Raw genomic sequence first — 20,182 nt, 5'->3', positions numbered from 1 at the left:
TACACCTAAACCACGATGAATCCTATCTTCTAGTTATAACGTGTATTGCACAAATATAAAAGTTATCCAATAAAAAAGCCTAGTTAAAAACTAGGCTTTTAAGCGATAAATTTTTCTTATTGGAAAGAAAAACCATCTAAATTCAAATTGTTTGCAGAAAGTGCAAGATCAAGACTCGAAGTTTGGTAGTCTTGCTCACGTTGTTTCAAAATATCTTTAGAAACATGACCGATTGCGATTTCACGTAATGCAACAACAGTCGGTTTGTCATTGTCCCACTCAACAGTAGGTTCAATGCCTTGACGTGCCAATTGACGCGCGCGTTTGCTTGCCACTAGTACAAGCTCAAAGCGGTTGTCTACATGGTCTAAACAATCTTCAACGGTTACGCGTGCCATAAGAGTTCTCGTTACAAAGGCTAAAATTAAACAGACTGTGCAGTATAAAGTGCTTTGTCTGTAGACTCAAGTTTTAATCACTTTTCAACTGGGGTGATCAGCTCAGAAATCATTTTCTGATGACGACTTGCTTGCTGAGTAATGACTAAACGATTGGCAATAATCACAGACTCAAGATCGTGCAAAGCTTTATTAAAGTCATCGTTGATAATGACATAGTCGAAGTTAACATATTGTTGCATGTCTTCAACTGCACAGCCTAAACGCCGCTCAATCACTTCAACCGAGTCTGTGCCACGGTTAGACAGACGCTGACGCAGATCAAACTGGCTTGGTGGTAAAATGAAAATTTGTTTAGAGTCAGGAAAAAGCTTGCGAACTTGCTGTGCGCCTTGCCAGTCAATTTCTAATAGAACATCATGACCTTTCGCGAGTTGTTCTTTCACAGTAGCTTGAGCTGTACCATAGTAATTGCCAAAGACTTCAGCGTATTCAATAAAACCACCTTGTTCAACCAAGGCCAAAAATGAGTCTTTTTCGGTAAAATGGTAATGTACACCATCAAGTTCGCCGGGACGTTGCCCACGTGTAGTATGAGAAACAGAAACGTGAAGATTCGTTACACGATCGAGGAGGGCTTTTACGAGGGATGTTTTGCCTGTTCCTGAAGCTGCAGAAACGACAAACAAGAGACCCGACATGATATTTTTCCTGATATGATAAAATATCTTCTCTATTTTAGAGCAGACAAGGTTTAAACGAAATAGCAAGGCGTCACTTTGTTTGCATTTATTTTATTAGTTTCCGCTGATTGAAAAGTGGTATCGAGGAACATATGGAAATTGTATTGGCCAATCCACGTGGTTTTTGTGCAGGTGTTGACCGTGCGATTGCCATCGTAAATCGTGCACTTGAGTGTTTTAATCCCCCCATTTATGTAAGACATGAAGTGGTACACAATAAATTTGTCGTGGACGATTTACGTCAACGGGGTGCAATTTTTGTCGATGAGCTAGATGAAGTACCCGATGACAATATTGTAATTTTTAGTGCGCATGGGGTTTCTAAAGCGGTACAGATCGAAGCCGAGCGTCGTGGTTTAAAAGTTTTTGATGCAACCTGTCCATTGGTGACCAAGGTTCATATTGAAGTTACTAAATATGCTCGTGAGGGAGTTGAGGCTATCTTAATTGGTCATGAAGGCCACCCTGAAGTTGAAGGTACCATGGGGCAATATGACCTGAAAAATGGTGGTGCGATTTATTTGGTTGAAGATGAACAAGACGTGGCTGAGCTTCAAGTGCATCATCCTGAGCGAGTGGCTTTTGTGACTCAAACAACTTTATCGATCGATGATACTGCAAAAGTGATTGATGCTTTACGGGCGAAATTTCCTGAGATTCAAGGGCCGCGTAAAGATGACATTTGTTATGCGACTCAAAATCGTCAAGATGCGGTGCGTGATTTAGCAACCCAATGTGATGTGGTGTTGGTGGTCGGTTCACCAAACTCATCGAATTCAAATCGTTTACGAGAATTGGCCGAGCGAATGGGTAAAGCGGCTTATTTGGTCGATAATGCAGATGAACTTCAACAGGCATGGTTTGAAAATATTGCTAAAGTTGGCGTCACAGCGGGTGCATCTGCACCTGAAATTTTAATTAAGCAAGTGATTCAACGATTACAAGACTGGGGTGCAACACCACCACAAGAGCTGGCCGGAACGGAAGAAAATATTACCTTTAGTTTGCCAAAAGAGTTACGTATTGCAGTAACTCAAGCCTAAAGTGTTAATTTCATTTAATAAGTTTTTATATGTAGTTGAAAATGCCCCTTCTTTAAAAAAAGGGGGCATTTAGTTATTGATAACTGATAGAGGATGGGGTGACGGATTTAACTGTGACTGGGATAGAGTTGCCAGCAGCATCAGAATTTCCTAGTACAACATGGCTTTGTTGCATAAAGATTTAAAAGTTAAATTTACCCTGTTCTACTCAAATTCAAGTGACAACTTGGGTGAGAGGTCGACCTAACTCCGTAAATTTATTTAATACTGCCACACGTGCATGCATTTCATTGACTTGACTTTGAAAGTTTCTCGTACTGAGTTTATCCCCCAATAATTTGATGCAATGCATCTTGGTTTCGACCAAACTTCGCCGATGATAGCCTGACCATTTTTTCCATAGTGTCCTGCCGAAACGTTTAACTGTTCGAAGTAATTCATTTCGCTCTCGCGAATGAACTTTGTTATCTTTCCAAGGCTTTGCATTTTTTCTGGGTGGAATCACTGCATACGCTTGCCGATCTGCAATGACCTGACGGCATTGTTTTGTGTCATAAGCTCCGTCTGTATAGACTGAATCAATTTGCTCATCCAATGGGATTTGATCAAGTAAATCTCCAAGGACTTGCGAATCACTGACATTATTTTTTGTCAGCTGTACAGCTCGTATTTGCAAGGTTCTAGCATCTATACCAATATGTAATTTACGCCATTGCCGACGATATTCAGGCTGATGTTTCTTACGTTTCCATTCACCTTCGCCTAAAAACTTAAGGCCAGTTGAGTCTATCAATAGATGTAATCCTTCATGACTTTTTTGATAGCTGATCGCAATATCAATCTGCTTTTGTCGTCTGCAAAGTGTGGAATAATCTGGTGCTGTCCAACTTAACCCACTGAGTTGAATTAGGCTTTGCACAAAGCCTGTGACCATACGCAAAGAAAGTCGAAAGATAGATTTGATCATCAAACAGCACTGAATTGCTGTATCAGAATAAGTTTGATTTCTTCCATGCTTAGCCTGTGGCTGAGCATACCATTTAGTCTGAGGATCGAACCAAGTTGAAATATTTCCTCGCTTGATTAGAGCTTGGTTATAAGAGGACCAATTCGTTGTGCGATAAATTTTAGATGCAGGATTCTTCATTTGGAAATTATATTGCTGAAGAAGCCTTTAAGAATAGCTTTGTGCAACAAAGCCCATCGCAACTATAAAACTAGAGAAGAAGCTAAAGCAGATATTACAAAATACATAGATAGAGCTATTTTATAATCAGCAGAGAATTCAGAAAGGATTAGATTTTAAGACATCAAATTAAATGGCAGAGGACTTTTACAAGTTGGCTGCCTAGAATCTCCCAAGTGGAAGTGTCCTATTATTTCAGCACACATCACAAAGGAACAGACATTAATAGCGGTTCTGCCTGTACTCCTTCAGCCACCTCCAACTGGGACGGCAGATAAAATCCAAATTCAAAATTGTGGATAAACAAATTTTGATCTTCCTTTCGCAGTAAAGATAACGTAAAATATTGCCCTCTATGAAAGGGGTTTGAAATGTTCCGGTGGTCGGGGCAGGGATAATCCGTAAAAACTATAAGGTTGTATCATGGTAGTTATTCGTCTTGCACGCGGTGGTGCTAAAAAACGTCCGTTCTATCAAGTTATTGTAACTGATAGCCGTAATGCACGTGACGGTCGTTTCATCGAACGTATTGGTTTCTTCAACCCAACAGCTCAAGGTAAAGCAGAAAAACTTCGTTTAGATGCTGATCGTTTTGCACACTGGGTTGCTCAAGGTGCTCAACCATCTGAACGTGTTGCTTCTTTAGCTGCTCAAGCTAAGAAAGCTGCAGCTACTGCATAATTTTTGCTAATTAAGTAGTAGGTAGCCCATGACACCAACACAGAATGTTCCCGAAGATCGTATTCAGATTGGACAGTTACGTTCAGCATATGGATTAAATGGGTGGCTCTGGATCTATTCCAATACAGAACCGATGAGCAACATCTTTGACTATCTGCCTTGGTACATTGAAACCAAAGCAGGTTGGCAAACAATAGATGTAAAACGTTGGAAACCGCATGGCAAAGGCTTAGTTGTTTCGCTCAAAGGCGTCATTGATCGCACTGCAGCAGATAACCTAGTTGGCGCAAATGTTTGGATTTCAAAAGCGCAACTTCCTAAAGCAGGAATGGATGAGTTTTACTGGTCAGATTTGAAAGGCTTAACAGTGTTAGGTTTGGATGATGAAGAACAAGAAGTAAATCTCGGAAAAATCCATGAAATGTTTGAGACAGGTGCCAATGATGTGATGGTGGTTCACGCAACACCAGACAGTATTGATACTGAAGAACGTATGATTCCATGGCATAAAGATGTGGTGCAACGCGTTGATCTCGAAGCTGGTCGTATCTACGTTAATTGGAGCGTAGATTACTAATTATTTTTGGAAATACGGGGGTCTGCGATGTTTTTTGCAGTCATTACGCTTTTTCCTGAAATGTTTGAAGCGATTACAGCCTACGGTATTAGCGGGCGTGCAGCAAAAAGTGATTTAGTACAAGTAACTTGTATTAATCCTCGTGATTATGCTGAGGGCAACTACAAACGAGTGGATGAACGTCCATTTGGTGGTGGTCCAGGTATGGTGATGATGGCTGAGCCTCTGGCAAAAGCAATTCAACATGCCAAAGAGCTTGCCATGCAAGCAGGTGCAGTTCATGTTCCTGTGGTGTATATGTCACCGCAAGGAAAAACCTTAAATGAGCCTGCAGTACAACAATTTGTCGACTATGATGGATTGATTGTGCTGTGTGGTCGTTATGAAGGGGTCGATGAACGTTTGATCCAAAAATATGTTGATCAGGAATGGTCCATAGGGGATTACGTTTTATCGGGTGGAGAACTTCCTGCGATGGTTTTATTAGACAGTATTATTCGGAGACTTCCGGGTGCAATGTCTGATGAACAGTCTCATGTGCAAGACTCATTCGTGGATGGTCTTTTGGACTGCCCACAATATACCAAGCCAGACCATTTTGAAGGTTTGGATGTCCCTGAAGTCTTAAAGTCGGGACATCATGCCAATATTGAGAAATGGCGGTTTTTGCAGCGTTATCAACGAACACAACAACGCCGACCTGAGTTGGTGGACAATGTAGAGTTGACGAAGCAGCAAAAGAAATGGCTAACAGATTTGAATACTTAATTCAGAGTATTCTTTTAATAGGCTCTTTGTGCATTGAAGTGGTCAAGCATAAAGAGAAAGATAATCGGGTCTATGCGATTTAGCCTCTATACCCAGCGGATATCAGACCTCTTCTGACCCGCACATATTGGAGATACCCCATGAGCGGTAAGCATCCTTTAGTACAAGCTGTTGAAAATGCACAGCTTAAACAAGACATCCCAGCTTTTGCACCAGGCGATACAGTTATCGTTCAGGTTAAAGTAAAAGAGGGTGACCGTGAGCGTCTTCAGGCATTTGAAGGTGTTGTAATCGCGAAGAAAAACCGTGGCTTGAACTCTGCGTTCACAGTACGTAAAATTTCTAGCGGTGTTGGTGTTGAGCGTGTTTTCCAAACTCACTCTCCAATCGTTGCTAAAATCGAAGTGAAACGTCGTGGTGACGTTCGTCGTGCTAAACTTTACTACCTACGTGAATTGTCTGGTAAAGCTGCACGTATTCGTGAAAAGTTACCAGCTCGTAAAGTTAAAGCTTAATTTTAAGTTTTATACGAGTAAAAAATGCGCCCAATGGCGCATTTTTTATGCCTAAATTTTAGAGTTCTTGAAGCTTCAATCGGTTGGCGTGTTGTCGGTAAACATCAACAGGGTCTGGAGCAAAAATAGAACGTAATCCAAAGAACTGGTTAATCACATCTAAATGGTTCCAATTATAGTTATCGCGCACGGTCTTACCATACTTGGCACTACAACGTGAAACTAAGCCATCGTTATCATTGGGCGCTTGCATGAGTAAGCCTGTCGCCGCCAGTAATGAGTCTGGATCAAGTACGTTCGTCAACGTTGAGTTGCCAGAGAAAGAGTAAAAATAAATTCCATTTTCTTTCGCTAAACCTTCACCACAGCTTGTTTTTGGCATACCCAGTGGATATTTTTGTGCAAAAGCTTTAGCCCCAGCTTGACTTAAACTTTTACCCGCACCGAGTGCATCATGTGGAAGTGAGTTTGGGTTTTGCTGTTGTGCCCAAACAATAGCCTTGGACCCAAAGTTGATTAAGCCCACCAGTGGTTGTTCTAGCGGTGTACCTTGCGCGGAAATAATCAAATCCGCCACAGGAGAGCCTTTTAAAGGACTAGAAATGGCTGTTGCAGACGCGATTTTATTGGGCATAACATTTGAGACATAAGCAATACTATGCCCGCCGTGACTATGCCCAAGCAAATTGACTTTGGGTGCTCCTGTAATCGCTAAGATTTCACCAACTTGTTGCAGCAGTTGTTCACCACGAACTTCAGATGTGTTGAATGGAGAAACGCGTGTTGCCCATGCGTTTGCACCGTTACGGGCTAAATCTGGCAAGATTTGATACCAATAATCCACACCAAGTTCATCGGTTCCTGCTCGAATCCAGCCACCCATACCATGTGCAAAAACCAAAGGGTATTTGGTCTTTGCATAATTAGAGGCAACGTAGTTTGATTTAATTTGTGAAGCAGCTGCTTGCGTTTGTGTAACAGCAAGTGCGCAGGTCGACAGCAGTCCAGCTATCAATAATCCATATTTCATTGATCATCCTCGTTTTTTAGTTTTTATGACGACAATTTAAGTTGTCAAAAATGAGTATAAAGGTGAGGGAGGAGGAGCGTAGAGAAATCCGATTAAATTAAATACAGTTTGTAACTGGATAATTCTAGGAGGCATCCCTCCGAAACGTTAAAGATTCGAAGGGAAAAATAGAACTAGAGTCCTTGCATTTTTAAGCGATTGGCATGTTGGCGATAGACATCAACAGGGTCTGCGCTAAATAGTCCACGTAGTCCCATAACTTGGTTGACCTCATCTAAATGGTTCCAGTCATAGTTATCACGGATGACTTTACCGAAGTGTGTACTACAGCGTGCCACTAAACCATCATTGTCTAAATGTCCATAGGCCAATGGCCCTAACAGTGAGATCGCACTATCTGCGACATCGAGAATGTTCGTGACTTGAGACGTGCCAGTCCACGAATAGTAATATACGCCATTGCTGGATGTTGCACCGCTCTTGTTACAGTCTGAAGCCAGTGCTGTTGTTGGATATTTCTGATTAAAAACACGGGAACCTTGCTCGCTAATCGAGGTGAGCGATGCCGTTAAATTACTTTTTAACGCAGGGTTGTTTTGCCCATAAGCTAGCATAGGGCCAACAATATAATCTGCTGCTAGGCTGAGCAGTTGTGTTCCACCTTGATTGGCAAGAAGCTGGTCTGCCACTTTTGAACCTCTAAATGTTGCCCCCACACCTGTCAGTGAGGCCACATATTGCGGTTTAACTGCTTCTACATAGCGAATGGTTGGTCCACCATGGCTATGCCCAATCAAATTAACTTTGGGCTTGCCAGTCAGGGCGATGACCTCTTCAACTTGTTGTAGTAACTGTTCACCCCGTACTTCAGTTGATTCTAAAGGGGAAATTTGTGCTGCAAAGGTGGTCGCACCATTTCGAGCCAAGTCGGGTAAAATTTGATACCAGTAATCTAGTCCAAGTTCGGCAACGCCCACTCGGCTGAACCCAAACATGCCATGGGTAAATAGCAATGGATATTTGGTTTGAGCATAATTACTTTTTACGCTTGCAGTCACCGTCTGTAAACCAGCTGTGGCTGTGGTTGCGCTGAGTCCAAGGCTGGTAACCAGACCCACGAGTGACATTGTTTGTATCATTCTTTTCGTTATAAACATTTTTTTCATCCTGAAAAAGTCAAACACGGTATAGCTTTAATCTGCGAACGGAAGTTTTCCTCCCGTGTCATGCGTGGTTTCAAAGGCTCCTAGTCGAAGTTGTTCTTGTGAATTATTAAACTGTTGATCACGTAGTTTTTGAATAGCTTGCTGCTGCGCGTCTTGACTCATGTTGCTGTTGAGAATGTTGTCGCGTTGTTCTAAGTAAGTATTGACCCGAGATTTCCAATTGTTTCGATCTTGGTCGAGTTTTTCTAGGCGTACGGTCGCTTCGGCACCGACAAGATTCTGGCGCATTTGGCGAATTTCTTCGGCAGAGCCGCCGCGCGCTTTAATATCTGAGGTCAGTTTACGCAGATCTTCGAGTTTGGAGAGTTGTTCTAGGTTTTCTTTCCAATCTTCAGGCAGTTGAGCAAACAACTCTTTCAGTTTCTGCGCTTTTTGTACTTCGGTCAGGGACTGATCTGCCATGATGCTCATGCGGTCTAAGGTATATTCATGGTAGGTATTTTCAGCGCCAAAGAGACCTTCGATTTCATAGTCAGAAAAGAACTGGCTGCGTAGGTTTTTCATCAAAGTAAAAATTTTACGATAGTACTCGGGATCTTCTTTATTTAGGTTTGGCTCCTTCAGACTACCCAATTGCACACGATAATCTAAATAACGAGTCCAAAGATCTAAAATTTGCTTAAGCGCAGGTTCTTGATAACCTTGCTGGATATAGGCTTTAAAATCTTGCTTGATCTGGTCAATATTTTTTTCACCATATTGGGTAATAAAATATTCAAAACAATTACGAGTCTGTTCATTGACAACTAAGCGATTACCTTGGTCGAGCACCAGTTGGCAGTTGACTTCGGTGTCCTGTTGGCTGTTACTGACAAAAGGCAGCCCCGATGCGTTTGGCAAGTCTGACGCTGTGGGTAATAAGCCTGTAGTATTTTGAGCACTAGAGCTAATCGGCCCTTGTTTGGAGCTAACAGTTGCATTGGGTGCGAGCCAAATGAGAAAACCAAGAATGACAACGATGATCACGGCGAAAATGAGCCATAATTTCTTTTTTTGCATATCCTATGCCTAACATCCCTATTGTATTTTTTATTTGGTTCATATGACTGAACTCGATTTATTCTGAAACAAAAGGGTAAATAAACAACAGAAAAGTTGTAAAACTAGACAAGCGGTTGATAGTATTGCGGCAGCTTTAAGACGTGTCTATGTTATGAAATCATCTGCTTCAAAAATCCAGCGCCGTGCCGTGAATGGTGTATTTTTATTGAATAAGCCATTGGGGATCAGTTCAAATGCGGCATTGCAAAAAGTGCGTTGGTTATACCGTGCGCAAAAGGCGGGGCATACAGGAGCACTTGATCCATTGGCATCGGGACTGCTGCCGATTTGTTTGGGCGAAGCGACCAAGTTTTCGCACTTTTTGTTGGACTCGGTGAAGCGCTATCAAACCACCATTCAGCTGGGTCAAAGTACCACCACAGGTGATGTAGAAGGCGAGCAGTTGTTAGAGCAGGCTGTACCTGAGTTAACCGAAGATTTGATTGAAGCCGTTTTGGCTCAGTTTGTGGGTGATATTCAGCAAGTGCCGCCGATGTATTCCGCTTTGAAGAAAGATGGCCGTCCTTTATATGAGTTAGCCCGTAAAGGGATTGAAATTGAGCGTGAAGCCCGTCCGGTTACCATCTCTGCGATTGAGCTACTTTCATTCACAGCAGACAGTATCACCCTTGATATTACCTGCTCCAAAGGCACATATATTCGTGTTTTAGGCGAAGATATTGCGAAGGCATTGGGTACTTATGGTCATTTAACTTATTTACACCGCATTAAAACAGGTCATTTTGATCTGATTCCAAGTTATACCATTGAGTATTTGGAAAGTTTGTCTGAACAAGAGCGCGAAGCACTGTTGTTACCTGTATATGCACCTGTAGATCATTTTCCTAAAGTACAAGTTCCAGAAGGACGCAGTGAATACTTTAGTCGCGGTATGGAAAGTAATATTGAGCATATAGCGGAAGCAGAGGTCTTGGTTTTCGATGGGGAAAAATGCTTAGGCTTGGCTGAAATTACCGATAAGAAAAGATTGGTTCCAAAGCGGGTTTTAAATCTATAATCGAAATATATCACTCGGTAAAAAAAGGATAAGGCGTGGACATCGACATTATTATCAGTCTGATCTTTTTTGCCTTTTGTGCAGGCGCAATTGACGCCGCCGTTGGTGGTGGTGGACTGATCCAAATTCCCGCTTTGATGAATGCATTTCCGTCGATGGCACCTGCCACTTTATTTGGTACCAACAAATTAGCGGCAGTTGTGGGTACAGCTACTTCCGCCGTTTCCTTTGCCCGAAAAGTGCGCTTTGAATGGAAACTTTTGGCTGTGGTTGCAGTGTGTGCCACCATCAGTTCATTTGGGGGCGCAGCCAGTGTGGCCATGATTCCAAAAGAAGTCCTTCAACCCTTTGTCTTGGTCATGTTGATTGTGATGGCGGTCTATACCCTCATGAAGAAGCAATTTGGGCAAGTGCATATGGCACAGCGTGTGACGCCTAAAATTTTGCTGTTGGCGGGAATCGGGAGTTTAGCCATTGGCTTTTACGATGGTTTGTTTGGCCCAGGTACGGGCAGTTTTTTTATTTTCTATTTTATTCGCTATTTACGCGTTGATTTTTTGCATGCGGCGGCATTGGCTAAAATTGGCAATGTGATGACCAATCTTGCGGCGCTAAGCTTTTTCATTCCCTCGGGGCATGTGCTCTTCGCTGTAGGAGGCACGATGGCCGTCGCAAATATGATCGGGTCTATTTGTGGGGTAAAAATGGCGCTGAAATACGGCAGTGGTTTTATCCGCATTTTATTTCTTATTTTGGTAACTATTTTAATTCTCAGATTGAGCTATCAAATGTTTTTGATGTAATGGTGCGATACCTTTAAAACTTCATTACAAAAAACGCGCAGTCTGTGACCTCATTTCTCGTTTATTGCATTTATGATCAATACAGTGCACTCAATGCTGTGCCAAGAAGCTTTTCAATAAAAAATGATGTTTTAAGTTGAATGGAACTGGAGCATAGAATGAATATATTTGAAGCCTTAAGAGAAAGTCACGTTATACAACGAAATTTGGCTGAACGACTACTCCAAACTTCAGGGGATACGCCTGAGCGCCGTGAGCTATTTGAATGCCTTAAAAATGAATTATTTGCCCATGCTGTGGCAGAAGACCGTTATTTTTATATCCCGTTAATGATGACCGATTCGGGCCTCAACATTACCCGCCATGCTTTGGCAGAACACCATAAAATGGATGAGTTATTGGAACAGTTGACGGAGACGGAGTTCTCAAATCCGGGCTGGTTGGCAATTGCAAAAAAATTATCGGAAACGGTACATCATCACTTACAAGAAGAGGAGCATGGTTTTTTTCAGCAAGCAGGAAAAATCTTACTCGATGCTCAAAAGACTGCGCTCGCCAAACAGTATCAGCAGGAATACAAAAAGTACAAAAAAATTGAAAAAGACAGTTTGGTTTAAGTCCATTTTAAACAAAAGATGGCGAGTGCCATCTTTTGTGCTTTAAAGCACGTCATCACTTTGCGGTTTGGCTCTAAAGGTAACACCAACGGAGGCAATCATAATGCAAACTAGCGCCAACGTTTGCCACATACTAATTTGTTCTTTCAGTAGTAACCAACCTGCCAAGGCTGCTAAAGCCGGCGACAAACTTGAAAGCGTCCCATAGCTGAGTTTACTTAAACGTTTCAAAGCCATCAGGTCTAGAGCATAAGGAATGGTTGTGGCGAGTAGTGCAATCAATAAGGCTTTGGGCCAGTATTCCGTTTGCATTAGCGCTGTAGGATTATGCGTGGCACTAATCGGCAGAAGCACCAAGGCTGAGATCACAATAGCAATACTGAGGGCATGCATGCCGATATTTTGACGGACGACTTTTTGCCCAAAATAAATATACAGCGCCCAGCAAGCACCCGCTGAAACCGCAAATGCGGCTCCTAAGAAAGAGAAGTTGGTTGCATTGGCTTGATGCCACGGCACCATCAGTGCAATACCTAAAATCGCCAATCCGACCCAAATATAATCACGACGTTGTTTGATCGAGAGTAGCGCTAAAGTTAAAGGGCCTAAAAACTCTAAACCGACGGCAATACCTTGTGGCAATCTACCCAGTGAAGCGTAGAATAAAATATTCATGAGGCATAAGGCTGCTGTATAACTGAGTAAATCTTTCCATTTTAAATGCGGTAGGCGTTTGATGATGCTCCATGAGCGGAACATCAGCACAATTAAAATTGCGGCAAAGCACAGTCTAAGGGTCACCACGGTGAGGGGATCCAGCACAGCAATCAACTGCTTGGCAAAAGAAGCACTGATTTGATAGGACAGCATGGACAAGACCATGAACATCACTGCCATCAGTTGAGAATTAGGCATCATGCACACATTAGGTCATAGCGACCTGTTTTTTAAGAAGGTGATTAGTATAACGATTCAGCACCCAAGTTGGATGCTGAATAAGCTGATTTTTTAAATGCAACGACATGAATTTAAAAGTAATCGATAGAGCCGTTGGATTTAAAAGCTAAATTCAAACTCTGGATTACATCGTTTAAACTGTAGCTTGGCGGTTTTTCTGAGCTGTATAGGTACAACCAATAGATGCCATGATAATCACGCTAAGTGCAAGCCACTGTGACCACAATAGTTGCTCGCCTAGAAAGACAAAACCAGATAGTGCTGCAATGGCAGGCTCAAGGCTCATGAGCGTTCCAAAACTTAGAGCGGTTAAATTGCGTAGCGCAATCATTTCCAAGCTAAAAGGCAAAGCGCTGGCTAAAACTGCTAAAGCCACGAAATAAATCAGGTTTGAGGGTTCAAACACATTTGTGGGTAAACCACTGAAAAGGGCAAGCGGCATTAATATCAGCATGCCGACAAACATACCTAAGCACACGGTATGATTTCCCGAAACACCCGATGGTCGCTGTCCCGCTACGATATACAAGGCCCAACATGCACCTGCACCTAGTGCAAATGCGATCCCAAGAGGGTCTAAAGGTTGAGCTGCTTGGTCGAAAGGAAACAGTAAAACCAAACCTAAAATAGCCAGCCCGACCCAAACAAAGTCAAAACGTTGTTTGGCATAAAACAGAGCAACACTGAGCGGGCCAATAAACTCAAACGACACTGCAATGCCAAGCGGCAGGCGAGCAATAGATAAATAAAACAATAAGTTCATGCCTGCCAAAGCAAAACCATAGCTGAGAATGGCTTTATATTTGACTTGCTTAAAGTCAACCTGCCAAATTTTAAACAGCACGGCCAAAATGATTGATCCCAACAGCAAGCGCATGGCGGAAACGGTTAAAATGGGAAATTGATCGAACAGCACTTTGGCCAATGAACCACTACTTTGCAAGCTAAGCATTGCAATCAGCAATAAAAAGGTTGCTTGGAGGTGGGGAGTACTTTTTAGATTTGGCATTATTAGAATACTAGATAGGGAAGTGAATACTTGCGAAAAGTAGCGGAGAATGTGCTTGGGTCGCACATAAAACTTTAACAAGTATTCAAAAATAAAAAAACCACAGCTTGGCAGCTGTGGTTTTTAAATAGAGTCGAATTAGAACAATACGCGAACGCGGATTGTGCCTTCAACGTCTTGTAGAGTATCTAAAGCTTCTTGAGATGCTGTTGCGTCTACATCCATCACCAAGTAACCAACATCACCTTTGGTCATGAGAGACTGACCTGAGATGTTGATGCCATGTTCAGCAAACAAGTTGTTGATTTTTGACAACACGCCTGGCACGTTTTTGTGGATGTGAAGTAAACGGTGTTTGCCTTCAGTTAACGGTAACGCGATTTCTGGGAAGTTCACCGCAGATAAAGTCATGCCTTTATCTGAATAAGAAACGAATTTCTCAGCCACTTCTAAACCAATGTTCGCTTGCGCTTCCATGGTTGAACCACCCACGTGAGGAGTTAAGATCACGTTTGGAATGTTACGTAGTGGAGAAATAAATTCTTCACCATTGGCTTTTGGTTCTTTCGGGAACACGTCAACCGCAGCACCAGCAACATGACCTGATTTCAAGGCATCTGCTAAGTCTTCAATCACGACACATGTACCACGTGCAGCATTGATGAAGATTGCACCTTCTTTCATTTGTGCAAATTTTTCTTTGGTCATGAAGTTACGTGTAGAAGGAACATCAGGTACATGCAAAGAAACAACATCAGCATTGGCTAAAAGTTCGTTTAAGCTACCGACTTGACGTGCATTACCTAATGGTAGTTTCGTTACTGTGTCGAAGTAGATCACTTTCATACCTAAGCTTTCAGCAAGGACAGAAAGTTGTGAACCGATTGAACCGTAACCGACAATCCCTAAAGTTTTGCCACGAGTTTCGAACGAACCAACCGCTGACTTGTTCCAACCGCCTGCGTGCGTATCTGTTGATTTTTCAGGTACACGGCGAAGAAGAAGAATAGCTTCAGCAAGTACAAGTTCAGCCACTGAACGTGTATTTGAGTATGGTGCGTTAAATACTGGAATACCACGAACCATCGCAGCATTTAAGTTCACTTGGTTGGTACCAATACAGAAACAACCAACAGCGATTAATTTATTCGCTGCTTCAAACACTTCTTCAGTGAGTTGTGTACGGGAACGAATACCAATGAAATGAGCATCTTTAATCGCTTCTTTCAACGCTTCACCTTCAAGCGCTGTTTTACGATAATCGATGTTGGTGTATCCGGCAGCATTTAGTGTGTCGATTGCGTTTTGGTGAACGCCTTCTAACAACAAGAAACGAATTTTATCTTTAGGAAGTGAAAGATGTTGGCTCATTACGGCTCCGCTACAAAGGCCAAATTTAGTGGCGATATAATAGCACGTACCGCGCCCGATATACATTTCCTTTATGCGGACTCTGCTGGGTATTTTTAGCCTCTATAGTGCGTAAAAAAGTCTTTTTGGTCTAATTAAACTAATCATTTCAAAGGTATCCTGAATAAAACAGCTTTTTCTGCGGGAAACAGAAAAAATGCCTTATAATATGACTCCGTGAAAATAAGCCAGTTGCACACTGCTGCTTAAATACTCACGAACTGCCTGAGCCTTAGGGCATGGAAAGACTGAAATGAAGCGCTTTTCATGCAGAGAACCCTAGCGCCACAAACAACTTGTTTACTTCTTGCAAGGTCTGAAAACGATGAATGCTCCAGTCGCTTTAACCCCAGAGTTATTGACCCAATTGACAGCAATTGTAGGTGAAAACCGCATTAAAACCGATGCGGATAGCCTTGAAAATTGGGGACGCGATCATACCAAACATTTTGATCCAAACCCGTCAGTCATCGTTTTTCCATCGAGCACGGAACAAGTGCAAGCGGTTGTGAAACTTGCAAATGAGTTCAATGTTGCGATTACACCATCAGGTGGTCGTACTGGCTTATCTGCCGGTGCAGTCGCTGCCAACGGTGAAATTGTGGTGAGCATGGACAAGATGAACCAAATCTTGGAATTCTTCCCAGCAGACCGTATGGTTCGAGTCCAAGCAGGCGTGGTGACTGAACAGTTGCAAAACTATGCTGAAGAGCAAGGCATGTATTACCCAGTCGATTTTGCTTCTGCGGGTTCGAGTCAAATTGGTGGAAACATTGGCACCAATGCAGGCGGTATTAAAGTCATTAAATATGGCATGACGCGTAACTGGGTACTCGGTTTAACTGTAGTCACAGGTAAGGGTGATGTGCTGCGTCTAAACAAAGGTATGATCAAAAACGCAACGGGTTATGCACTACAACATTTATTCATTGGTGGTGAAGGGACACTGGGCTTGGTGACTGAAGCTGAAATCAAGCTGGAACGCCAACCGCAAGACCTTCAAGTAATGGTATTGGGCGTACCTGACTTTGATGCTGTGATGCCTGTACTGCATGCGTTCCAAGCAAAAATTGACCTGACTGCATTTGAGTTCTTTGGTGAACTGGCAATGCAAAAAGTGTTGGCACATGGTCATGTACAACGTCCATTTGAAACCGAATGTCCATTCTATGTATTGTTAGAATTTGAAGCACCATTTGAGCCAATTATGGACAAGGCGATGGAAATTTTTGAGCACTGCATGGAACAAGGTTGGGTACTGGATGGCGTGTTGAGCCAAAGCCTCGATCAAGTGGAAAGTTTATGGCGTTTACGTGAAGACATTTCTGAGTCGATTGCGCCATTTACACCATACAAAAACGACATTTCAGTTTTGATTACCCACGTTCCTGCATTTATTAAAGAAATTGATGCGATTGTGGCAAGCAACTACCCAGACTTTGAAATCTGCTGGTTCGGTCATATTGGTGACGGGAACTTACACTTAAATATTTTAAAACCAGCTGATTTAAGCAAGGATGAGTTCTTTGCCAAATGTCAGGTGGTGAATAAATATGTCTTTGAAACCGTGAAAAAATACGACGGTTCAATTTCTGCGGAGCACGGTGTTGGTATGACCAAAAAACCATACCTTGACTACACCCGTTCAGCAGAAGAAATTGAATATATGAAGGCATTGAAGCAAGTTTTCGATCCAAACGGAATTATGAACCCAGGTAAATTATTCGATCTTTAAGTTCGAATTGAATTTTAAAAGCGCATCCATCGTGATGCGCTTTTTTATGGCTGAAGGAACTGAATTACATTTACTAAATAGTGTAATAGGCCTAAAAAAGGCATGATGGACTGATAAATAATGAATTTTGGGTGGGATTTATGTTGCGTCTTATTTTAGCTTCGGCCGTATGTGTGGGATTATTGTCTGGTTGTGCGACGACCAAAGAGTTAGTGAATAAAGTCGGTTCGTCAGATACGCCGTTGGCTCAGGTACTTAAAGAGCGTCCAGATTTGCGTAATGAGTTGGCTACGGTTGAAATCCGCCAGTACTTTAATACGGTTGAGTCACCGACCGCGGCAGAAGTTAAAGTGACTGAAACAGGTTTGTTAGATGATTCAGTAAAATCGGTGCGTACCGTGTATAACTTTAAGTTGGTCGATGGCGACTGGGAAAAAACTGCGACGAAAACCTCTTACCAATGTGCGCGCGGTAAAAATACCAAGAACTTCCAAACAGCGAAGTGTTCATAATAAATCTTTGATTTATGGTTGAACTTTAGACAATTTTGCCTCATAAAAAGCGTATCGGTTGATGCGTTTTTTTGCTTTTTGGGGTTTTATAAAAATGAATATTTTGATTGTTGGGAACGGTTTTGATTTGTCGCACTATTTGCCGACGAAGTACGACCATTTTATGGTCGCAATGGAAGCAATAGAAAATTGGGATGTGTTAAAAGGTGACATGAATTTTGATGATCTGTTTGGTGCTTTATATGAGAAAGAAAGCTATTTTTTTGATAAAACAAAAGGAATCTATAAGACTGAAAATATAAATTTAGCTGTTGAACAAGTTGAAGAATTACAAAAGAAGCTTAAAGAAAATGTTTGGTATCATTACTTTTCAGAGGCTTTGTTGCACAAACCTATCTGTAAAGGGTTTTTCAGCGATATAATTTTCAAATGAAGAAGCCTACACACAAAATCTACCGCACAACCAATTGGCCCGCATATAACCGAGCACTCATGAGTCGCGGAAATATTGCCATTTGGTTTGATCCTGCTACGCAATGGTATGCGCCATCAAAAGGCAAACAAGGGCGAAATCAAACCTACTCCGACGCAGCCATCCAATGCTGCTTAATGATTAAATCCTTATTTCGTCTGTCTTTACGTATGGTTACTGGCTTTGTGCAAAGTCTGATTAAACTTTGCGGATTAAATTGGATAGCTCCAGATTACACCACGCTTTGTAGAAGACAAAAGCATATTGATATTGTAATCAGCTACCAAAAAAGTAGCGATGGGCTGCATCTACTCATGGACTCTACAGGCATGAAGTTTCTAGGTGAGGGCGAATGGAAACGCAAGAAACATGGACCTGAATATCGTCGCCAATGGCGTAAACTTCATATTGGTATAGATGCTAAAACCCTACAAATACGAGCAGTTCAGCTTACAACCAATAATGTCAGTGATTCACAGGTGCTTGGTGATTTACTTAATCAGATTCCACAAGATGAGCGGATTGACTCTGTTTATACCGATGGAGCTTATGACACCAAGCAATGCCGTCAGGTCATTGCAGATCGGCAAGCGCATGCGGTGATTCCACCTAGAAAAAATGCGAAACCATGGAAAGATACAAAGAGTAGCTCGCTAGAGCGAAATGAATTACTTCGAACAATTAAACGTTTAGGCAGGACACTATGGAAAAAATGGTCAGGCTATCATCGTCGAAGTTTGGTTGAAACTAAGATGCATTGCATCAAATTATTAGGAGATAAACTCAGTGCAAGGAGTTTTGATAGCCAAGTGAATGAGATCCATGCACGTGTAGCAGTCCTTAACAGATTTACGGAATTAGGTCGACCACTTACCCAAGTTACGCCTTAAATTTGGCTCAATTAGGGGCGCTTTGCATTTCAAATCTTTGTGCAACAAAGCCTTTTGGCTTTGAAAGATGAATTGAAGGGTGAAAATAGATCCAATTATCGTGATGATTTAAATAGAAGAATTAGGGCAAAGCAGAATGAGGGTAAATTGAACTTAGAAATAACAATTTGGGGACATTCACTAGATATTTCGGATAAAGATTACATTCTAGATTTATTTGGTTTAAATGATGATATCGATCGGAATGTTCGAGTTACTGTTTATTACTTTAATAAAACTGCAAAATTTTCATTACTCAATAATTTGTTGGCTATTTTGGGTAAAGACAAAGTTGAGCAATGGATGAAAAATAAATGGCTTTGCTTTAAGCCTAACCCAGAAATTAAATTTCTTGCTCAAGAAAGCCCAGATGTAGATCAAGCATCCTAAATTCAAAACACTGAAACTCATCTAACCTATCGATCGGGGTTGTTTGGTAGGCTATGATCAAATTATTCAAATGATAAGCAGAATAAAATGAAAACCCTTGCCTTTATTCACTCAGAAAGTACACGGACGGCTGTTGGCGACTTTGCCCCAGTCGTCTCTGTGTTTTCACACTATGAACTGGGAAATTCGGTTTCACCTTTTCTATTGCTCGATCATATCGGCCCGAGTTATTTACGGCCAACTCGCTTAAAAAAGGGCGTGAGTGAACATCCGCATCGTGGCTTTGAAACCGTAACCATTGTTTATCAAGGTGAACTTGCCCATCAGGACTCTACAGGCAGTGGCGGTGTGATTGGGGCAGGGGATGTACAGTGGATGACGGCAGGGGCAGGAGTACTGCACGAAGAAGTGTTTAGGGAGGCATTTTCCAAAACAGGTGGGGCATTTGAAATGATCCAGTTGTGGGTCAATTTGCCTGCCAAAGATAAAATGAATCCTGCACGTTATCAACACTTGAGTCATGAAGCCATTCCAGAGCTTGAGTTAGCGCAAGCCCAAGGAACGGTCAGGGTGATTGCAGGGACTTATGAAAACCAGACAGGGCCTGCTCAAACGCATAGCCCTATGAACGTGTTGGATATTCAGCTTACAGCAAGAACAAAAACAGTTTTACCTGCATTGGAAGGCGAAACGACACTGCTGTATATCCGTAGTGGTCGTCTTCAGCTCAATAGTGGAGAAATGATAGAAGCACAGCAGATGGCAGTCATGTCCAATCATGGCGAGCACCTTGAAATAAAAGCGGTACAAGACAGCGCTTTTTTATTACTCAGTGGGCAGCCTTTAAATGAACCGATTTATGGACGCGGTTATTTTGTCATGAACAGCTTCACCGAAGTTTTACAGGCGTATGAGGACTTAAAACAAGGGCATTTTATTGCGCCTAGTACCAAACCAAATGCGACAGATGAAACTTAAAAAAGTAACAATACAAACAGATGCAACACTGCTAAAATAGCTTAACTGAGCTTTGTTGGTGTCACGGCTCGGTCTATTTTAATAACACCTTTTCTAAAAACGCTTTGTGAATACAGCGTAAAACCAGTGTGCATTTCTAGCACC

Annotated in this window: 22 protein-coding genes and 1 pseudogene; 14 read left to right on the top strand and 9 right to left on the bottom strand. The window is 42.0% G+C overall.

Going from position 1 to position 20,182, the window contains the following annotated elements:
- Positions 1 to 116: 116 nt before the first annotated feature.
- The gene (gene rpoZ / locus AC4CVD_RS15350; protein ID WP_004978050.1) at positions 117 to 398 is read right to left on the bottom strand and encodes a DNA-directed RNA polymerase subunit omega; all 282 of its coding nucleotides are present in this window, start codon (positions 396 to 398) and stop codon (positions 117 to 119) included.
- 77 nt (positions 399 to 475) lie between these two features.
- Complete coding sequence (gene gmk / locus AC4CVD_RS15345; protein WP_005401338.1) at positions 476 to 1,099, bottom strand: guanylate kinase; 624 nt, start codon at positions 1,097 to 1,099, stop codon at positions 476 to 478.
- Between the two features lie 134 nt (positions 1,100 to 1,233).
- Here gmk and ispH point away from each other — a divergent pair, with 134 nt between their 5' ends.
- Positions 1,234 to 2,184 carry a 4-hydroxy-3-methylbut-2-enyl diphosphate reductase gene (gene ispH, locus AC4CVD_RS15340; RefSeq protein ID WP_004978047.1) on the top strand — a complete coding sequence of 317 codons (951 nt, stop codon included), beginning with the start codon at positions 1,234 to 1,236 and terminating at the stop codon, positions 2,182 to 2,184.
- Between the two features lie 214 nt (positions 2,185 to 2,398).
- Here ispH and AC4CVD_RS15335 read toward each other — a convergent pair whose 3' ends face one another.
- Positions 2,399 to 3,331, bottom strand: a complete 933-nt coding sequence (locus AC4CVD_RS15335; RefSeq protein ID WP_490753394.1) for an IS5-like element ISAjo1 family transposase — start codon at positions 3,329 to 3,331, stop codon at positions 2,399 to 2,401.
- A gap of 462 nt (positions 3,332 to 3,793) precedes the next feature.
- Between AC4CVD_RS15335 and rpsP the strand changes: the two genes are divergently transcribed.
- The 4 genes from rpsP (at position 3,794) to rplS (ending at position 5,911) form a co-directional block, all read left to right on the top strand.
- Positions 3,794 to 4,051, top strand: coding sequence for a 30S ribosomal protein S16 (gene rpsP / locus AC4CVD_RS15330; RefSeq protein WP_004718284.1), 258 nt, complete (start codon positions 3,794 to 3,796; stop codon positions 4,049 to 4,051).
- A 28-nt stretch (positions 4,052 to 4,079) separates the two neighbouring features.
- On the top strand, positions 4,080 to 4,628 hold the full coding sequence (rimM, locus tag AC4CVD_RS15325; RefSeq protein WP_490753393.1) for a ribosome maturation factor RimM: 549 nt from the start codon (positions 4,080 to 4,082) through the stop codon (positions 4,626 to 4,628).
- Between the two features lie 27 nt (positions 4,629 to 4,655).
- Positions 4,656 to 5,396 carry a tRNA (guanosine(37)-N1)-methyltransferase TrmD gene (gene trmD, locus AC4CVD_RS15320; RefSeq protein WP_005401335.1) on the top strand — a complete coding sequence of 247 codons (741 nt, stop codon included), beginning with the start codon at positions 4,656 to 4,658 and terminating at the stop codon, positions 5,394 to 5,396.
- Between the two features lie 140 nt (positions 5,397 to 5,536).
- On the top strand, positions 5,537 to 5,911 hold the full coding sequence (rplS, locus tag AC4CVD_RS15315) for a 50S ribosomal protein L19 (protein ID WP_004691454.1): 375 nt from the start codon (positions 5,537 to 5,539) through the stop codon (positions 5,909 to 5,911).
- A 58-nt stretch (positions 5,912 to 5,969) separates the two neighbouring features.
- On the opposite strand, the gene AC4CVD_RS15310 is transcribed toward rplS, so the two are convergent.
- The 3 genes from AC4CVD_RS15310 to AC4CVD_RS15300 form a co-directional block, all read right to left on the bottom strand.
- Positions 5,970 to 6,941, bottom strand: coding sequence for an esterase/lipase family protein (locus tag AC4CVD_RS15310; RefSeq protein ID WP_490753392.1), 972 nt, complete (start codon positions 6,939 to 6,941; stop codon positions 5,970 to 5,972).
- 173 nt (positions 6,942 to 7,114) lie between these two features.
- The gene (locus AC4CVD_RS15305; RefSeq protein WP_490748047.1) at positions 7,115 to 8,080 is read right to left on the bottom strand and encodes an esterase/lipase family protein; all 966 of its coding nucleotides are present in this window, start codon (positions 8,078 to 8,080) and stop codon (positions 7,115 to 7,117) included.
- A 54-nt stretch (positions 8,081 to 8,134) separates the two neighbouring features.
- Positions 8,135 to 9,166 carry a lipase secretion chaperone gene (locus AC4CVD_RS15300; RefSeq protein WP_490747351.1) on the bottom strand — a complete coding sequence of 344 codons (1,032 nt, stop codon included), beginning with the start codon at positions 9,164 to 9,166 and terminating at the stop codon, positions 8,135 to 8,137.
- A gap of 154 nt (positions 9,167 to 9,320) precedes the next feature.
- On the opposite strand from AC4CVD_RS15300, the gene truB reads away from it, so the two are divergent.
- The 3 genes from truB to AC4CVD_RS15285 all read left to right on the top strand — a co-directional run bounded on the left by truB (position 9,321) and on the right by AC4CVD_RS15285 (position 11,646).
- Complete coding sequence (gene truB / locus AC4CVD_RS15295; protein WP_201701724.1) at positions 9,321 to 10,226, top strand: tRNA pseudouridine(55) synthase TruB; 906 nt, start codon at positions 9,321 to 9,323, stop codon at positions 10,224 to 10,226.
- Positions 10,227 to 10,261: 35 nt separating this feature from the next.
- Entirely contained in the window at positions 10,262 to 11,029 is a 768-nt protein-coding gene (locus AC4CVD_RS15290) for a sulfite exporter TauE/SafE family protein (RefSeq protein WP_062032328.1), read from the top strand.
- A gap of 158 nt (positions 11,030 to 11,187) precedes the next feature.
- Positions 11,188 to 11,646, top strand: coding sequence for a hemerythrin domain-containing protein (locus tag AC4CVD_RS15285; protein WP_126035120.1), 459 nt, complete (start codon positions 11,188 to 11,190; stop codon positions 11,644 to 11,646).
- Between the two features lie 42 nt (positions 11,647 to 11,688).
- On the opposite strand, the gene AC4CVD_RS15280 is transcribed toward AC4CVD_RS15285, so the two are convergent.
- From AC4CVD_RS15280 to serA, 3 genes are all read right to left on the bottom strand, one after another.
- Positions 11,689 to 12,561, bottom strand: a complete 873-nt coding sequence (locus AC4CVD_RS15280) for an EamA family transporter (RefSeq protein ID WP_490748048.1) — start codon at positions 12,559 to 12,561, stop codon at positions 11,689 to 11,691.
- A gap of 175 nt (positions 12,562 to 12,736) precedes the next feature.
- Positions 12,737 to 13,612: an EamA family transporter gene (locus tag AC4CVD_RS15275; protein WP_005401326.1), complete on the bottom strand. Its 876-nt coding sequence runs from the start codon at positions 13,610 to 13,612 to the stop codon at positions 12,737 to 12,739.
- A gap of 138 nt (positions 13,613 to 13,750) precedes the next feature.
- On the bottom strand, positions 13,751 to 14,983 hold the full coding sequence (gene serA / locus AC4CVD_RS15270) for a phosphoglycerate dehydrogenase (RefSeq protein WP_004691438.1): 1,233 nt from the start codon (positions 14,981 to 14,983) through the stop codon (positions 13,751 to 13,753).
- 364 nt (positions 14,984 to 15,347) lie between these two features.
- Here serA and AC4CVD_RS15265 point away from each other — a divergent pair, with 364 nt between their 5' ends.
- From AC4CVD_RS15265 to AC4CVD_RS15240, 6 genes and pseudogenes are all read left to right on the top strand, one after another.
- Positions 15,348 to 16,757 (top strand): FAD-binding oxidoreductase, encoded by a 1,410-nt coding sequence (locus AC4CVD_RS15265; RefSeq protein ID WP_004978025.1) that lies wholly within the window; start codon positions 15,348 to 15,350, stop codon positions 16,755 to 16,757.
- A gap of 140 nt (positions 16,758 to 16,897) precedes the next feature.
- Positions 16,898 to 17,269, top strand: a complete 372-nt coding sequence (locus AC4CVD_RS15260) for a hypothetical protein (protein ID WP_004978014.1) — start codon at positions 16,898 to 16,900, stop codon at positions 17,267 to 17,269.
- Between the two features lie 94 nt (positions 17,270 to 17,363).
- Positions 17,364 to 17,645: pseudogene (locus tag AC4CVD_RS15255) on the top strand (AbiH family protein); the annotation flags it as partial.
- A 53-nt stretch (positions 17,646 to 17,698) separates the two neighbouring features.
- Complete coding sequence (locus AC4CVD_RS15250; protein ID WP_053579251.1) at positions 17,699 to 18,631, top strand: IS5-like element ISAba12 family transposase; 933 nt, start codon at positions 17,699 to 17,701, stop codon at positions 18,629 to 18,631.
- A gap of 39 nt (positions 18,632 to 18,670) precedes the next feature.
- Complete coding sequence (locus AC4CVD_RS15245) at positions 18,671 to 19,060, top strand: hypothetical protein (RefSeq protein WP_490753391.1); 390 nt, start codon at positions 18,671 to 18,673, stop codon at positions 19,058 to 19,060.
- Between the two features lie 87 nt (positions 19,061 to 19,147).
- Positions 19,148 to 20,038 (top strand): pirin family protein, encoded by an 891-nt coding sequence (locus AC4CVD_RS15240; RefSeq protein WP_490753390.1) that lies wholly within the window; start codon positions 19,148 to 19,150, stop codon positions 20,036 to 20,038.
- The last annotated feature ends 144 nt before the right edge of the window (positions 20,039 to 20,182 follow it).

The sequence above is a fragment of the Acinetobacter sp. LipI_23 genome, from assembly GCF_058243045.1.
This window is presented reverse-complemented; position numbering and strand designations above follow the sequence as displayed.

Bases quoted from the DNA above. Each gene is read 5' to 3' on its own strand.
- ispH (WP_004978047.1), top strand. From the start codon at position 1,234: ATGGAAATTGTATTGGCCAATCCACGTGGTTTTTGTGCAGGTGTTGAC.
- AC4CVD_RS15275 (WP_005401326.1), bottom strand. From the start codon at position 13,612: ATGCCAAATCTAAAAAGTACTCCCCACCTCCAAGCAACCTTTTTATTG.
- rpsP (WP_004718284.1), top strand. From the start codon at position 3,794: ATGGTAGTTATTCGTCTTGCACGCGGTGGTGCTAAAAAACGTCCGTTC.
- AC4CVD_RS15280 (WP_490748048.1), bottom strand. From the start codon at position 12,561: ATGCCTAATTCTCAACTGATGGCAGTGATGTTCATGGTCTTGTCCATG.
- trmD (WP_005401335.1), top strand. From the start codon at position 4,656: ATGTTTTTTGCAGTCATTACGCTTTTTCCTGAAATGTTTGAAGCGATT.
- AC4CVD_RS15260 (WP_004978014.1), top strand. From the start codon at position 16,898: ATGTTGCGTCTTATTTTAGCTTCGGCCGTATGTGTGGGATTATTGTCT.
- serA (WP_004691438.1), bottom strand. From the start codon at position 14,983: ATGAGCCAACATCTTTCACTTCCTAAAGATAAAATTCGTTTCTTGTTG.
- rpoZ (WP_004978050.1), bottom strand. From the start codon at position 398: ATGGCACGCGTAACCGTTGAAGATTGTTTAGACCATGTAGACAACCGC.
- AC4CVD_RS15265 (WP_004978025.1), top strand. From the start codon at position 15,348: ATGAATGCTCCAGTCGCTTTAACCCCAGAGTTATTGACCCAATTGACA.
- AC4CVD_RS15285 (WP_126035120.1), top strand. From the start codon at position 11,188: ATGAATATATTTGAAGCCTTAAGAGAAAGTCACGTTATACAACGAAAT.
- AC4CVD_RS15250 (WP_053579251.1), top strand. From the start codon at position 17,699: ATGAAGAAGCCTACACACAAAATCTACCGCACAACCAATTGGCCCGCA.
- rimM (WP_490753393.1), top strand. From the start codon at position 4,080: ATGACACCAACACAGAATGTTCCCGAAGATCGTATTCAGATTGGACAG.
- AC4CVD_RS15300 (WP_490747351.1), bottom strand. From the start codon at position 9,166: ATGCAAAAAAAGAAATTATGGCTCATTTTCGCCGTGATCATCGTTGTC.
- AC4CVD_RS15305 (WP_490748047.1), bottom strand. From the start codon at position 8,080: ATGATACAAACAATGTCACTCGTGGGTCTGGTTACCAGCCTTGGACTC.
- truB (WP_201701724.1), top strand. From the start codon at position 9,321: ATGAAATCATCTGCTTCAAAAATCCAGCGCCGTGCCGTGAATGGTGTA.
- AC4CVD_RS15240 (WP_490753390.1), top strand. From the start codon at position 19,148: ATGAAAACCCTTGCCTTTATTCACTCAGAAAGTACACGGACGGCTGTT.
- AC4CVD_RS15335 (WP_490753394.1), bottom strand. From the start codon at position 3,331: ATGAAGAATCCTGCATCTAAAATTTATCGCACAACGAATTGGTCCTCT.
- AC4CVD_RS15310 (WP_490753392.1), bottom strand. From the start codon at position 6,941: ATGAAATATGGATTATTGATAGCTGGACTGCTGTCGACCTGCGCACTT.
- gmk (WP_005401338.1), bottom strand. From the start codon at position 1,099: ATGTCGGGTCTCTTGTTTGTCGTTTCTGCAGCTTCAGGAACAGGCAAA.
- rplS (WP_004691454.1), top strand. From the start codon at position 5,537: ATGAGCGGTAAGCATCCTTTAGTACAAGCTGTTGAAAATGCACAGCTT.